This window comes from Nonomuraea sp. NPDC050556 (genome assembly GCF_044457355.1).
Taxonomy (GTDB): Bacteria; Actinomycetota; Actinomycetes; order Streptosporangiales; family Streptosporangiaceae; genus Nonomuraea.
This window is the reverse complement of record NZ_JBITGU010000003.1, coordinates 1,412,149-1,426,865: the sequence shown is the minus strand read 5'-3', so window position 1 is coordinate 1,426,865 and position 14,717 is coordinate 1,412,149. Positions and strand designations below refer to the sequence as shown.

The 14,717-nt window shown below is 69.0% G+C and carries 8 protein-coding genes and 1 pseudogene; all 9 read left to right on the top strand.

Annotated features, from left to right (window positions below; translation table 11 throughout):
- Positions 1-39: 39 nt before the first annotated feature.
- The 9 genes and pseudogenes from ACIBG8_RS35615 (at position 40) to ACIBG8_RS35575 (ending at position 14,714) form a co-directional block, all read left to right on the top strand.
- The gene (locus ACIBG8_RS35615; RefSeq protein ID WP_397347500.1) at positions 40-1,254 is read left to right on the top strand and encodes an ROK family protein; all 1,215 of its coding nucleotides are present in this window, start codon (positions 40-42) and stop codon (positions 1,252-1,254) included.
- A gap of 338 nt (positions 1,255-1,592) precedes the next feature.
- A complete protein-coding gene (locus ACIBG8_RS35610) occupies positions 1,593-2,480 on the top strand; it encodes a carbohydrate ABC transporter permease (RefSeq protein ID WP_397347499.1) in 888 nt (295 codons plus the stop codon).
- On the top strand, positions 2,473-3,279 hold the full coding sequence (locus ACIBG8_RS35605) for a carbohydrate ABC transporter permease (RefSeq protein ID WP_397347498.1): 807 nt from the start codon (positions 2,473-2,475) through the stop codon (positions 3,277-3,279). The genes ACIBG8_RS35610 and ACIBG8_RS35605 overlap by 8 nt, the downstream gene beginning before the upstream one ends.
- Positions 3,280-3,291: 12 nt before the next feature.
- On the top strand, positions 3,292-4,545 hold the full coding sequence (locus ACIBG8_RS35600) for an ABC transporter substrate-binding protein (protein WP_397347497.1): 1,254 nt from the start codon (positions 3,292-3,294) through the stop codon (positions 4,543-4,545).
- A 187-nt stretch (positions 4,546-4,732) separates the two neighbouring features.
- Positions 4,733-4,789: pseudogene (locus ACIBG8_RS35595) on the top strand (hypothetical protein); the annotation flags it as partial.
- Between the two features lie 345 nt (positions 4,790-5,134).
- Complete coding sequence (locus ACIBG8_RS35590) at positions 5,135-6,397, top strand: glycoside hydrolase family 15 protein (RefSeq protein WP_397347496.1); 1,263 nt, start codon at positions 5,135-5,137, stop codon at positions 6,395-6,397.
- A complete protein-coding gene (locus tag ACIBG8_RS35585; RefSeq protein WP_397347494.1) occupies positions 6,394-8,637 on the top strand; it encodes a TIM-barrel domain-containing protein in 2,244 nt (747 codons plus the stop codon). Before ACIBG8_RS35590 ends, ACIBG8_RS35585 begins: the two co-directional genes overlap by 4 nt.
- 12 nt (positions 8,638-8,649) lie before the next feature.
- Positions 8,650-11,892 carry a TIM-barrel domain-containing protein gene (locus tag ACIBG8_RS35580; RefSeq protein ID WP_397347493.1) on the top strand — a complete coding sequence of 1,081 codons (3,243 nt, stop codon included), beginning with the start codon at positions 8,650-8,652 and terminating at the stop codon, positions 11,890-11,892.
- A complete protein-coding gene (locus tag ACIBG8_RS35575; protein WP_397347491.1) occupies positions 11,889-14,714 on the top strand; it encodes a TIM-barrel domain-containing protein in 2,826 nt (941 codons plus the stop codon). Before ACIBG8_RS35580 ends, ACIBG8_RS35575 begins: the two co-directional genes overlap by 4 nt.
- Positions 14,715-14,717 lie beyond the last annotated feature (3 nt).

The window sequence follows — 14,717 nt, the reverse complement described above, 5'->3', positions numbered from 1 at the left end:
CACCACTAACTTTATTACCGAAGAAAGTCCGGTCCCTGTATGGCAGGCACTGATCGCGGCGATCTGACCAGGACGGCGATCCTCGCCCTCCTGGGCACGGTCGGACCGCTCAGCCGCACGGAAATCGCCCGCGAGCTGGATCTCAGCCCGGCCTCCGTCACGCAGCTCACCCGCGAGCTGCTCGGCTCCGGCATGCTCGAGGAGCTCGACCTCAAGCCGTCGCGCGGGGGGCGTCCCGCGCAGCGGCTCGGCCTGATCGGCGGGGCGGGACGGGCGCTCGGGGTCAAGGTCACGGCCGATCACCTGGTGATCGTCGACGTGCGGCTCGACGGGCACGTGCTGGGGTCGTGGGAGCTGGCGTTCGACCCTTCTTCGCCGGACGCGCTCGACTCGCTGGCGCTCGCCGTGGAGACGACCCTGGCGGCGCTGGAGGAGGGGCCCGCGTTGCTGGGCGTCGGGATCGGCGTCCCAGGCAGCGTGGACGACCAGGCGGTGGGGACGGTGAACGCGCCCACGCTGGGCTGGCAGGCGATGCCGGTCGGCGAGCGGTTGCGGCGGCGGCTCAACCTGCCGGTGCTGGTGGAGAACGACGTCAACGCGCTGGCCGCTGCCGAGCGGTTGTACGGGCGGGGGCGGACACACCGCGACTTCCTGGTGCTGACCATCGGGCGGGGTGTCGGGGCGGCTCTGGTCGCGGACGGGCGGGTTTATCGGGGGGCTCGGGGTGGGGCCGGTGAGTTCGGCCATGTCCCGGTCGCCGAGGACGGGCCCTTGTGCGGGTGCGGGTCGCGGGGGTGTCTGGAGGCGTTCGTGGGGTCGGCGGGGCTGCTTGCCGCGGCCTCGGCCAAGGGACTCCCCTCCGGGCCGCGGGTCTCCGAGGTCAGGGCCGTGGACGCGCTGGGCAGGGCGGCGGCGGCCGGGGACCGGGTGGCTCAGGAGGTGTTCGCCGAGGCGGGGGCGATCCTGGGGCGGGCCACTGCCGGGCTCGTCAACGTGGTGGATCCCGAGGTGGTGGTGGTGCTCGGGGAGGGGGTGGCGCAGTGGCCGTTCTGGCAGCCGGGGTTCGACCGGGCGGTGCGGGCGCAGCTCATGCCTGGGCGTCGGGACATCTCGATCGAGGTGGAGAGCTGGGACGAGACGAGCTGGGCTCAAGGGGCGGCGGCGCTCGTGCTGGCGACGCCGTTCGACGCCGCTGGGGCTGCTGGTGAGCAGGGGCGCCTGGTCCGCGCCCGGCTGATCGGAGCAACCCCATGACCCACCCGGTCGACCGGGACGACACGGTCGCCAGCCCTGCCGAGCGGGGCGACGCGGTCACCAGCCCTGCCGCTCGGGGCGACGCCGCGACTGCTCGCCGTACAACAGCGCCGACCTCCACCGAAGTCACACCCCGCCGACCCGGCGCCGGAAAGCTCACCGGGGATGCGCAGACCGGCAACGCACCCGATGCCGCGCCCGACACGACCCCCGGTCCCACCCCCGGAGGTGCGCCCAGCACCTCGCCCGAAAGAGCGCCCAGTCCCTCCCCTGGGAATGCATTCGGCACCACGTCCGGAAGGGCGCCTAAGGGCGCGGTCGGCGCGAAGCATGGCAGGGTGGGGCGGACGGGCGGGCAGCGGTGGCGTTATGCGGGGACTGTGGCGGTCTTCCTGCTGCCCAGCCTCGTCCCCCTCACCCTGTTCACCCTCATCCCCATGATCGGCTCCCTCTGGGTGAGCCTCCACGACTGGGACCTGCTGCAGCCCATGCGCTGGGTAGGCCTCGCCAACTACGGCGAGTTGCTCGGCGACCCCGAGACCAGAGCCGCCTTCCTGCACACGCTCTACTTCATCGCCGGATACCTCCCCCTCGTCTACGCGGGCGGCCTGGGCCTGGCGATGTTGCTCAACCGGGCCATGAAGGGCCGCAACCTGTTCCGCGCCGTCTACTTCCTCCCGGTGATCACCAGCTGGGTCGTCGTGGCCCTCATGTGGAAATGGCTGCTCAACCCCGCCAGCGGCATCGTCAACTGGGCCCTCTCCCTCGTCGGCGTCGACGGCCCTGGCTGGTGGACCGATCCGGACTGGGCGATGCCGTCCATCATCCTGGCCAGCGCCTGGAAGGACCTCGGCTTCGTCATGATCATCCTGCTGGCCGGCCTGCAGGCGATCCCCCGCGAGTACCACGAGGCCGCCACGGTCGACGGTGCCTCCCCCTGGCAGCGGTTCAGGCGCATCACCCTCCCCCTGCTGTCCCCGTCGACCTTCTTCGTGGTGGTGATCTCGCTGATCAACGGCTTCCAGGTGTTCGACCAGGTGCACGTCATGACCGGCGGCGGCCCCGGCGGCGCCACCCAGGTCGCCGTCGAGGAGGTCTACAAGATGACCTTCCAGTACGGCAGAGCCGGTGCGGCCTCCGCGCTCTCGTGGCTGCTGTTCGTCATCGTCCTGCTCGTCACGCTCGTCCAGGTCAGGGTCCAGCGCAGGTGGGTGAACTATGGGTAAGGCGCTGAAATACCTGCTGGTGGTCACGGGCGCGCTGGTGATGTTGTTCCCGTTCGCCTGGGCGGTGATCACCTCGATCACCCCGGGCGGGTCCGTCCTGGCCTCCCCGCCCGACTTCACCCCCGACGGCGCGAACTTCGACGCGTACGGCAAGCTCCTGCAGGCCATGCCGTTCTGGCGGATCCTGGCCAACAGCGTCTGGATCGGCGTCGTGTCCACGGTGCTGCAGCTCGTGACCAGCGCGATGGCCGCCTACGCCTTCGCCCGCCTGCCCTTCCCCGGCCGGGGCGCGCTGTTCGCCGTCTACCTGGCGACGCTGATGGTGCCGCTGCAGGTGCTCATCGTGCCGCTGTTCATCGAGATGCGCACGTTCACGCTGACCGACACCTACTTCGCGGTGCTGGCCCCGACGGTCGCCTCCGCGTTCGGCGTCTTCCTGCTGCGCCAGGCGATCCAGCAGGTGCCGCGCGAGTTCGACGAGGCGGCCGTGCTGGACGGCGCCGGACATTTCCGGATTTTTGCCTTCATTGTGGTGCCGCTCATCAGGCCCGCGCTGGCCACGTTCGCGATCTTCGGGTTCATGGCGTCGTGGAACAGCTACCTGTGGCCGCTCGTCATCCTGCGCTCGCCCGAGTTCTTCACCCTGCCGCTCGGCCTGGCCGAGCTGCACGGCCGCTTCACCACCGAGTGGAACGTCGTCATGGCCGGTTCCGTGGTCAGCGTCGTGCCGATCCTCATCCTCTACCTGTTCGCCCAGAAGCACGTCATCGCGTCAGTCGCCCAGTCCGGGCTCAAATAACCGGAGTTCGCCATGAAGAAGACCCTCGCCCTCCTGGCTGTCGCCGTCCTAGCCACCGCCTGCTCGCAGGGCTCGGCCACCAAGGACACCTCCACCGCGGAGGGCGGCAAGGTGACGCTGCGCTACTTCACCTTCTCCGCCGCGCCCGACCACACCAAGGATCTGGACAAGATCGTGGCGGCGTTCGAGAAGGAGAACCCGAAGGTGGACGTGGTCGTCGAGACCGCCCCCTACGACCAGTACTTCACCAAGCTGCAGACCAGCATCGCGGGCGGCACCGCGCCGGACACCTTCGAGCTCAACTACGAGAACTTCGTCACCTACGCCAGCGCCGGCTCCCTGCTCGACCTGGGTACGGTGGCCGGGGACGCGGCGCCGACCGGGTTCGCCGAGGAGTCGCTGAACGCCTTCAAGCACGAGGGCAAGCAGTTCGGCCTGCCCGCCTCCTTCTCCACGGTCGTGCTCTTCTACAACAAGGACCTGTTCAAGAAGGCCGGGGTCGACGCGCCCACCGCCGACTGGACGTGGGCAGAGGAGCAGGCGGCAGCCGCGAAGCTGACCGACAAGAAGGCCAAGGTCTACGGCGACTTCCAGCCGGTGCAGTTCTTCGAGTTCTACAAGACGCTCAAGCAGGCGGGCGGGGAGTTCCTGTCGGCCGACGGCAAGAAGTCCACGTTCAACTCCCCCGCCGGGATCAAGGCGGCGAACTGGCTGGTGTCCAAGGTCGGCAAGACCATGCCGACGGAGGCGGAGATCGGCGGGACCGCCGACTACGACACCAACCTCTTCAAGTCGGGCAAGCTCGCGATGTGGCACAACGGCATCTGGCAGTTCGCCGGGCTGAAGGACGTGCCGTTCGAGTGGGACGTCGTCGTCGAGCCTGGTGACGCGGCGAAGGCCAGCGCGGTGTTCCACAACTCGGTGGCCGCCTCCACCTCGACCAAGCACGGCAAGGAGGCGTACGCCTGGGCCAAGTTCCTCGCCTCGTCCGGCGTCGCCGCGACGACGCGGATCGAGTCGTCGTGGGAGTTGCCGCCGGTGTCCGACCAGTCGGTGCTGGCCGGATACCTGAAGGACCCGAAGCCCGCCAACCGGCAGGCGGTGTTCGACTCGCTCAAGTCGATCGCGCTGCCGCCGGTGATCAAGCGGCAGCAGGAGATGCAGGACGCGGTGACCCAGGAGCTGGGTAATGCGGCGGCGGGCCGTACCTCGGTGGAGGACGCGCTCAAGGCCGCCGCCGCCAAGGTCGACGCCCTGCTCGGCTGACCCACCCCTCACAGCCCCATCCCCACAGAAGACAACCCCAAAGAAGAGCTAATCCCCCTCACGGACTACCCCTCCCCGGGGGACACCCCTCCCTGAGGGAGGGGCGAGCCTCCCTCACGGGGGCGGGCCTCCCTCACAGGACGAGCCTCCCTCACAGGGCGAGCCTCCCTCACGGGGGGCCTCCCTCGCGGGGGCCTCCCTCGCGGGGGCCTCCCTCGCGGGGGCCTCCCTCGCGGGGGCCTCCCTCGCGGGGGCGACCCGCCTTCGCGGGAGCGGGCCTCCCTCGCGGGGCGGGCCTCCCTCGGGGGCGGGCCTCCCTCGGGGGCGGGCCTCCCTCACGAGGGCGAGCCTCCCTCGGGGGCGGGCCTCCCCCGGGGGGCGGGCCTCCCTCACGAGGGCGAGCCCCCCCTCGAGGGGCGGGCCTCGCGGGTGCCTCCCTCGCGGGGGCCTCCCCAAAAGGCGAGCCTCCCTCGCAGGGACGGGCCTCCCTAGGGGCGACCCGCCTTCGCGGGGCCTCTCGGGGAGGCACCTCTTGGGGGTGTTCAGGAGTGGGATGGGTCGAGACGGAAGTATCAGGAGAACTGACCAAGTGATCGTAGGAAGCGACCTGGCGCGGGCTCGGCTCGTGTCACGCAGTGTCGATGTGATCAGCACGCACCAGTCGCCCTCGGGGGCCTATCCAGCAAGTCCTACTTTTTCCGCCTATCGCGGTTATGCCTGGCTGCGGGACGGTGCGTTCATCGCCGAGGGCATGAGCCGCACCGGGTTCACCGGGCAGGTGACCGAGTTCCATGCCTGGTGCGCGCGGGTGATCAGCGCTCGCGCCGCGCAGGTCGACGACCTGGTACGGCGGGCCGTTCGTGGGGGGCCGGTGTCCAACGCCGAGATGCTGCCCACCCGGTTCACCCTCGACGGCGGCGAGGGGACCGACGAGTGGTGGGACCACCAGCTCGACGGTTACGGCACGTGGTTGTGGGCGCTGGCCGAGCACACCGGGCGGCACGGGGTGACCGTACCCGGTGCTGGTGAGGCGGTGCGGGTGGCCGCGCGTTACCTGTCGTGGTTCTGGGACCGGCCTTGTTACGACTGGTGGGAGGAGCACGTCGGGCAGCGCCACGTGTCCACCCTGGGCGCGATCCACGCAGGCCTGCGCGCCGCCCTCGGGACCGGCTTCCTCGCCGAGGACGACGAACGGGCGGCGGCAGAGGCGGTCGAGGGCATCGCGGCGCTGGTCGCGGAGCAGGGCATCGCGAAGGCAGGCCACCTGCGCAAGTGGCTCGCCACCCCGGCAAACACCCACCCCGCCTCTCTGACAGAGCCCGACCCCCTCATCACGAGCTCCGGGGACGGGACGGGGGCCGGGGCCTTGGCGGAGGCAGCGCTTGGGGATCCGCCTGCGTTTGGGGTTGGGGCGGACTCGGAGTTGCTCGGTGGGGATGCCGTGGACGCTTCGCTGCTTGCCTGCGTCTATCCCTTCGGTCTCTATCCCCCTGAGCACCCGGTGGCTGTGGCGACGGTCGCGCAGGTGGAGCGGGAGCTTGCCAACGGTGGCGGGGTTTACAGGTACCTCGCCGACACCTTCTACGGCGGCGGGCGGTGGGTCCTGCTGTCCGGGTTTCTCGGGCTCAACCACGCGGCCGCCGGGCGGCGGGAGGAGGCGCTGCGGTATCTGGACTGGATGGCCGCGCAGGCCGACGCGGCCGGTGAGCTGCCCGAGCAGGTGTCCGACGTGCTGCTCGCGCCCGGGCGGTTCGAGGAGTGGGTGGAGCGGTGGGGTTCCGTGGCCTCGCCGCTGCTGTGGTCACACGGGATGTACCTGATGCTGGCAGACGCGCTGGAGGTCCGCGCATGATCACCCATCGTCCGTACGGCTCAGGCCACCCTTACGCGGAGTCCGAGGACCAGCGGGTCCCGGTCACGCCGCTGGACGGGGAGCCGGTGGAGCTCAGAGTGCGCGCGTCCGCCAAGGTGACGGCCGTCGTGTGCGAGTGGAAGGTGGACGACGCCGAGCCGCTCGACCTCGCCCTGGTCAACGCGGCCCACCGCGCGGGCGAAGAGCCGGGCGACGTTGTCGGCGACGTGGTGGGCGCGGAGGACGCCACGACGCCAAGTGGCGAGGGGGCGATCGACGGTGGGCACCTTGCCGCCGCGCAGGCGCGGGCTGCCAGGGCGGCGGAAGGCTCCTGGAAGGTCACCACTCCCCCGCTCCGGGCGGGCCACCGCTACGCCTACCGGTTCCGCGAGACGCAGGCGGGCGGCGCGAGCCGTACCACCAAATGGTTCGACGTGACGGCGGCGAGGTGGAGCGACAGTGGCGGGAAGCTGAGCGTCAGCAGTGGCCACGACCGTCTGGTGCCGGGCAGTGTGCGGTGGCTGGCTGATGGGGACGGGGTGGTGCGGGGGAGGTTCGCGCTGAAGCTCCAGCCCGGCGAGCACGTCGTCGGGTTCGGGGAGCGGTTCGACGCCGTCGACCAGCGCGGCAGGACGCTCGACGCCGTCGTGTTCGAGCAGTACAAGTCCCAGGGCGTGCACGGCCGCACCTACCTCCCCATGCCGTTCGCCATCGTGGTCGGCGGTGAGCGGTCATGGGGGTTCCATCTGGTGACCTCACGCAGGAGCTGGTACGACGTCGGCGACGACCTGGTCATCGAGGCCGAGGGCGACGACCTGACCGTCCAGATCTACGAGGGCACCCCGGCGCAGATCCTCGACGCCTTCCTCACCGACGTCGGCCGCCCGACCGAGCTGCCCGGCTGGGTGTTCCGCCTGTGGGCCAGCGGCAACGAGTGGAACACCCAGGACCGCGTCATGCATGAGATGGACGCCCACCGCGAGCACGACATCCCGGTCGGCGCGCTCGTCATCGAGGCATGGAGCGATGAAACGACGTTCACCGCGTTCCGTGGCGCACAGTACGAAGCGTCGGAAACCCCGCACAGGCTGAGCGACTACACCTTCCCGCAGGACGGCCCGTGGCCGGACCCCAAGGGCATGGTGGACGAGCTGCACGAACGTGACATCAAGGTGCTGCTCTGGCAGATCCCGCTGCAGAAGATGCGCCCCCACCCCAAGCACCAGGCGGCGATCGACACCAGGCAGATCCTCGACAAGGGCGTCAGGGAGGCGGACGGCCGGCCGTACCGCAACAGGGGCTGGTGGTTCCCGCTGGCGCTCATGCCCGACCTGTCCAGCCAGGAGGTGCGCGACTGGTGGACGGCCAAGCGCCGCTACCTGGTCGAGGAGGTCGGCGTCGACGGGTTCAAGACCGACGGCGGCGAGCACGCCTGGGGCCACGACCTCAGGTACGCCGACGGGCGCAGGGGCGCGGACGGCAACGGCCTGTTCCCCGTGCACTACGCGCGGGCCTTCGGGGACCTCCTGCGCCAAGCGGGCAAGGCGCCGGTGACCTTCAGCAGGGCCGGGTTCGCCGGGTCGCAGCCGCACGGCGCGTTCTGGGCGGGCGACGAGGACTCGACGTGGGAGGCGTTCCGCTCCTCGATCAGGGCGGGCATCACGGCGAGCGCCTGCGGCATCGTCTACTGGGGCTGGGACCTGGCCGGGTTCTCCGGCGACATCCCCGGCGCCGAGCTCTACCTGCGAGCGGCGGGGACCAGCGCGTTCATGCCGATCATGCAGTACCACTCGGAGTTCAACCACCACCGCAAGCCGCTCAGGGACCGTACGCCGTGGAACATCGCCGACCAGACCGGCGACGCCACCGTTATCCCGATATTTCGGCACTTCGCCAAGGTGCGTGAGCGGCTCGTGCCGTACCTCCAGCAGGAAGCCCGCAAAGCGATCAACGGCGGCGCGCCCCTGATGCGCGGCCTGTTCTTCGACCACCCCCACGACAGCGCCGTCTGGGACCACCCGCTGCAGTACAAGCTCGGCGACGCGTTGCTCGTCGTCCCCGTCACCGAGCCAGGCGTCCAGGAAACCGCGGCCTACCTGCCCGAGGGCGAGTGGGTCGACGTCTGGACCGGCGAAACCCACCACAGCGGGCTTGTCACTCTGCCCGCCCCCATCGAACGGCCACCCGTGCTCTGCAAAAAAGCGCACTGGCCTCAGCTGTCCCACATCTTCTCCGCGTAGAAAGAGGAGCACGTGAAGCGGTTACGGTCGGGCGTCATCGTCGCGGTGATCGTCCTGCTGGCCTCCCTGGTCCATGCCCCGGCGTACGCGCTGGACGGCGTCTTCCACAACCCCACCGGCATCGACGAGCTCTACTCCACCGAGCCCACCGAGCGCGCGCCGCGCGACCCGATGGCCGGGGACGCCGTCCAGATCAACGCCACGACCTGGCCGATCGAGTCGGGTCAGACCGTCTGGGTCACCTGGACCAAGAACGGGGTGAACCAGACCCCGATCGGCGCCGCCTGGGACCACAACACCGGCAACAACAGCTACTGGAAGATCAACCTGGGCACGTTCGCCAGGGGCGACAAGATCTCCTACACGGTCAACGCGGACGTGAACGGCGGCGGCCAGAAGAGCACCGGCCCGTTCGCCTTCACGGTGACGTCGTGGAGCACGGTCACCAACGTGACCGGCGTCACGAACAACACCACGTCGGTAGATGTCACGACCGGTGACAGCGCGGGAAGCTTCACGCCGAAGATCCGCTTCGCCTTCCCCGCCCTGGACCGCTTCCGCACCCAGATCGCCCCGAGCGGGTCGGGTCTCAATATTTCCGGAGTGTCCGGATACACGGTGACCGACTCGGCGGGCACGCTGACGATCTCCACCAGCTCACTCGTCCTGAAGATCCAGAAAACCCCCTACCGCCTGTCGGTCTACAAGGGCGACGGCGCCACGCTGATCACCCGCCAGTACGACCCGGCGACGTTCAGGAACATCGGCTGGGCCAGCGACGGCGCCACCACGGTCACCAAGATCGAGGACCACTTCCTCTCCCCGACGGGTGAGCGGTTCGAGGGCTTCGGCGAGCGTTACGACCGGCTCGACCAGCGCGGCACCGACGTGCACAACTACGTCTACAACCAGTACCGCGACCAGGGCACGACCCGCAGGACGTACCTGAGCGTGCCGTTCTTCCTCAACTCGGCGGGCTACGGCGTCTACATCCCGAGCACCCGCTACGCGATCTTCAACCTCAACACCCACCTGAGCGACCTGGCCGGCTTCTCCGTCGACACCAGCGGCGCGCTGAACTCCACGCTCGACTACCACTTCTTCGCCGGGACCCCGACGAAGATCGTGGACGACTACACGGCCGTCACCGGCCGCCCGCAACTGCCGCCCAAGTGGGCGTTCGGCGTGTGGATGTCGGCCAACGAGTGGAACACCCAGGCCGAGGTCGCCGCCGAGCTGAACAACACGGTCACCAACAAGATCCCGCACACCGCGATGGTGCTGGAGCAGTGGAGCGACGAGGCCACCTTCTACGTCTGGCACGGCGCGACGTACACCGCCAAACCGGGCAGCGGCAAGCTCGCCTACTCCGATCTGACCTTCCCAGCCGGTACGGCGTGGCAGAACCCGCAGTCCATGATCTCCGACGCGCACAGCAAGGGGATCAAGATGATCCTCTGGCAGATCCCGGTGCTCAAGGAGAACTTCGACACCAACCCCTCCACTCCCCCGCAGCAGCACCTCAACGACAAGTCGTACGCGCAGTCGCAGGGCTACGTGGTGCCCGGCTACAAGATCCCGACTGGGCAGTGGTTCGGCGACTCGGCGGTGCCCGACTTCACCAACGCGGCCGCGACGAGCTGGTGGATGAGCAAGCGCGACTACCTCTTCGACATCGGCGTCGACGGCTTCAAGACCGACGGCAGCGAGGCGATCTTCGGCAGGAACGTGACGTTCGCCGACGGCCGCAAGGGCGACGAGATGCACAACGCCTACCCGAACGCCTACACCTCGGCGTACAACACCTACGTCAAGAGCAAGAACGCGCAGAACACCATCTTCAGCAGGGCCGGGACGTCGGGGGCGCAGAACTACTCGATCTTCTGGGCGGGCGACCAGAACTCCAGCTTCTCCGCCTTCCAGGAGGCCGTGCGGGCGCAGCTCAGCGCCGGGCAGTCCGGCGTGCCGTACACGGCGTGGGACCTGGCCGGGTTCACCGGCACGTTCCCCAGCGCCGAGCTGTACCTGCGCTCTGCGGCGCAGGCGACGTTCTCGCCGATCATGCAGTACCACTCGGAGAAGTCGAACCCGGGCACCTCGGAGGCGCGCACGCCGTGGAACGTGCAGGCGCGCAGCGGCGACACGAGCGTGGTGCCGACGTTCCGCAAGTTCGCCAACGTGCGGATGAACCTCATCCCGTACCTGTACACCGAGGCCAAGGCCAGCTCGGCGACGGGCGTGCCGATGATGCGGGCGATGAGCTTCGCCTTCCCCGGCGACGCGACGGCCGCGTCGCTGGACCAGCAGTACCAGTTCGGCTCGCAGCTCCTGGTGGCGCCGATCACCACGCAGGGCGCGACGTCGAAGAGCGTCTACCTGCCCGCCGGTGAGTGGTTCGACCTGTGGAACGGCGGGCGCGTCACCGGCCCGGTCACCAAGACCTACAACGCGGGCCTGGACACGATCCCGGTGTACGCCAAGCCGGGGGCGATCATCCCGCTGAACCTCAACGCCGACTACCAGCTCGGCGGCGAGATCGGCAACAGCGTCACCACCTACACCAACCTCGCCTTCCGGATCTATCCGGCGGGGTCCACCTCGTACTCCTATTTCGAGGACTCGGCCGGGCTGAACCGGACGATCTCCTCGGCGGAGAACTGGGGCGCGCACACCGTTACGGTGACCGTACCGACGCTGACCACGACGAGCACCCTGCAGGTGGCGTCGACCAAACCCACGTCGGTGACCGGGGCGACCGCGCGGGCCACGCTCGCCGACCTCAAGGCGGCGTCCGAGGGCTGGTGGTGGGACCCGGTGCAGCAGCTCACCTACGTCAAGCGCGCCTCGTCCGGGACGGTCACGCTGAACGGGGTGGACAAGGCCGCCTACGAGGCCGAGTTCGCCACCGGCACCGGGACATCGACCAACACCGACCACCCCGGCTACACCGGGACGGGGTTCGTGGACGGCTTCTCGGCGAGCGGCGACGCGGTGACCTTCCAGGTCAAGGCGGACGCGGCGGGAACGCACGCGCTCAAGTTCCGCTACGCCAACGGCGTCGCCACGGCCGCGTCGGCGACCGTCCAGGTGGACGGGGTCTCCGTGGGCACGCTGTCGATGCCCTCCACCGGCAACTGGGACACCTGGGGGACAGCGTCGCTGTCCCCCAGCCTGACTGCGGGCGGGCATACTGTAAAGATCACCTATGGGGCCGGCGGGGTCAACCTCGACAACCTGGTGGTGGCACGGCCATGAGACGCATCCTGTTCATGCTGACCACCCTGCTACTGCCGCTGCTCGTCGCGCTGCCCGCGCAGGCGGCGGTGCAGCGGGTGCAGTTCACCAGCGGCTCCGCCTACCTCATCGTGGAGTTCCTCGACGACGACCTGGTGCATTTCGAGCTGGCCAACGGCACGAGCCCGGGGACGGGCTCGCCGGTGTTCACCACGACCCAGGTGGCCAAGACCAACTACACCGGGCCGTCGAGCTTCAACCAGACCGGCAACACGCTGACCACGGCCGCGATGAAGGTCGAGGTGGCGGCCAACCTGTGCGCGAAGGTCTACGACCCGACACGGCTGCTGTACGAGGCCTGCCCGCGCAACCTCGCCGCCGCGTGGAAGGGCCTGACGATCACCAAGGGCTCGATCCAGAACGCCTACGGGCTGGGCGAGCAGTTCTACATGGGCGGCAGCTCCGACGGCGACCTCGTCGGGCGCAGCCGTACCCCTGGCGGCAATTACGGCAACGCCATGGCGTACGACACCGACAACGGGCCGGTCGGCAACGCGCAGATCCCGGTGCTGTTCGCGGTCGGCGCGTCGAACCTCAACTACGGGCTGTTCCTCGACCAGGTCTACAAGCAGGAATGGAACATGACCGGCGATCCGTGGACCGTCGACACCTGGGGTGACCAGGTGCGGTGGTACACGATGACCGGGCCTGACCTGCCCGACCTGCGCAAGGACTACATGGAGCTGACCGGCAGGCCGCCGGTGCCGCCGAAGAAGGCGTTCGGCATGTGGGTGTCGGAGTTCGGCTACGACAACTGGGCCGAGGTCGACAACCGGCTGAGCGGGCTGCGGACGGCGAAGTTCCCGGTGGACGGGTTCGTCATGGACCTCAACTGGTTCGGCGGCGTGACGGCCGGATCCGACAACACCCGGATGGGCGCCTTAAGTTGGGACACCACCGCATTTCCTAGCGCATCGTCGAAAATTTCGTCGTATAGCGCGAACGATGGCGTCGGGCTGATGACGATCGAGGAGTCGTACATCGGCAAGAACAACCCGGAACACGCCGACATGGCCTCGCGCGGCTACCTGGTGCGCGCCGGCTGCTCGTCGTGCACCCCCACCTACCTCACCACCAACGACTGGTGGGGGCGCGGCGGCATGATCGACTGGACGCAGGACGCGGCGGGCGACTACTGGCACACGCTCAAGCGCCAGCCGCTCGCCAACCAGGGCATCCTGGGTCACTGGCTCGATCTGGGCGAGCCGGAGATGTACGACGCGTCCGACTGGACCTCCGGCGTCCTGCCCGGCAAGCACGCGCACGCCGACTACCACAACGTCTACAACCTCAAGTGGGCCGAGAGCATCGCCCGCGGCTACTCCACCGGCACCAAACGGCCGTTCATGCTGGCCCGCTCGGGCGCGGGCGGCATGCAGAGGTACGGCGTGGCCATGTGGTCGGCCGACATCGGCTCCAAGCTGACCGCGCTGGCGCAGCAGCAGAACGCGCAGATGCACATGTCGATGTCCGGCATCGACTACTACGGCTCCGACATCGGCGGCTTCCGCCGCGAGATGCTCAACTCCGACCTGGACGAGCTCTACACCCAGTGGTTCGCCAACGGGTCGTGGTTCGAGGTGCCGATCAGGCCGCACACGGAGAACCTGTGCAACTGCGCGCAGACCTCTCCCGACAAGATCGGAAATGTCGCCAGCAACCTGGCGAACCTCCGGCAGCGGTACGAGCTGACGCCCTACTACTACTCGCTGGCGCACCGCGCCTACAGCACCGGCGAGCCGGTCGTGCCGCCCCTGGCGTACTACTACCAGAACGACGCGAACGTGCGTGAGATGGGACACGAGAAGCTGATCGGCAAGGACCTGCTGGTGGGGGTGGTCGCGGGCGCGTCCGAGCGCAAGCGCAACATGTACCTGCCGTCGGGGACCTGGTACGACTACTTCTCCGGGGAGAAGCTGACCAGCACCGGGCAGTGGTTCAACGACCGGCCGCTGTGGGTGAACGGCACGTTCCGGCTGCCCGCCTTCGCGCGGGCGGGGGCGATCATTCCCAAGATGTTCGTGGACGACAAGACCATGAACGTGATGGGCAAGCGCACCGACGCCACGACGCGCAACGAGCTGATCGCGCGGGTCTACGCATCTCCTGCATCCTCGAATTTCACGCTTTCTGAGGATGATGGAGCGTCCACGGGCTACCAGGGCGGCGCCGTACGGACCACCGCGCTGAGCCAGCAACTGTCGGGCTCCACCGAGACCGTCACGGTGGCGGCGTCCAGCGGGACGTACACGGGGGCGCCTTCGTCGCGGCAGAACGTGGTGGAGCTGGTCGCGGACTCGCAGGCGTCTTCCGTTTCGCTGAACGGGACCGCTCTGACGCAGTACGCGAACAAGGCGGCCTTCGACGCGGCGGGCAGCGGCTGGTACAACGCGGGCGGCGGGATGATCGTGGCCAAGTCCGCTTCGCTGGCCGTGTCCTCGGCCAAGACCTTCGTGTTCACCCTCGGCCAGGCCCCGGTCTCGGTCACCTTCTCCTGCGCCAACGGCACCACCACGACCGGACAATCCGTGTACGCGGTCGGCAGCGCACCGCAACTCGGCAACTGGTCCGTGGCGAGCGCCGTGAAACTGTCGCCCTCGGCGTACCCCACCTGGACGGGAACGATCACCAACCTGCCACCCAGCACCACGATCGAGTGGAAGTGCGTCAAGCGCCAGGAGGCCAACTTCCCCGACACCGCCGACGCCTGGCAACCGGGCGCCAACAGCTCGGTGACCACCCCCGCAACCGGCTCAGGAGGCGCCACAACAGGGTCCTTCTAAGCG

What these genes read in the sequence shown, in the direction of transcription:
- ACIBG8_RS35615 (WP_397347500.1), top strand. Translation starts at nt 40, where the DNA reads ATGGCAGGCACTGATCGCGGCGATCTGACCAGGACGGCGATCCTCGCC.
- ACIBG8_RS35605 (WP_397347498.1), top strand. Translation starts at nt 2,473, where the DNA reads ATGGGTAAGGCGCTGAAATACCTGCTGGTGGTCACGGGCGCGCTGGTG.
- ACIBG8_RS35600 (WP_397347497.1), top strand. Translation starts at nt 3,292, where the DNA reads ATGAAGAAGACCCTCGCCCTCCTGGCTGTCGCCGTCCTAGCCACCGCC.
- ACIBG8_RS35585 (WP_397347494.1), top strand. Translation starts at nt 6,394, where the DNA reads ATGATCACCCATCGTCCGTACGGCTCAGGCCACCCTTACGCGGAGTCC.
- ACIBG8_RS35575 (WP_397347491.1), top strand. Translation starts at nt 11,889, where the DNA reads ATGAGACGCATCCTGTTCATGCTGACCACCCTGCTACTGCCGCTGCTC.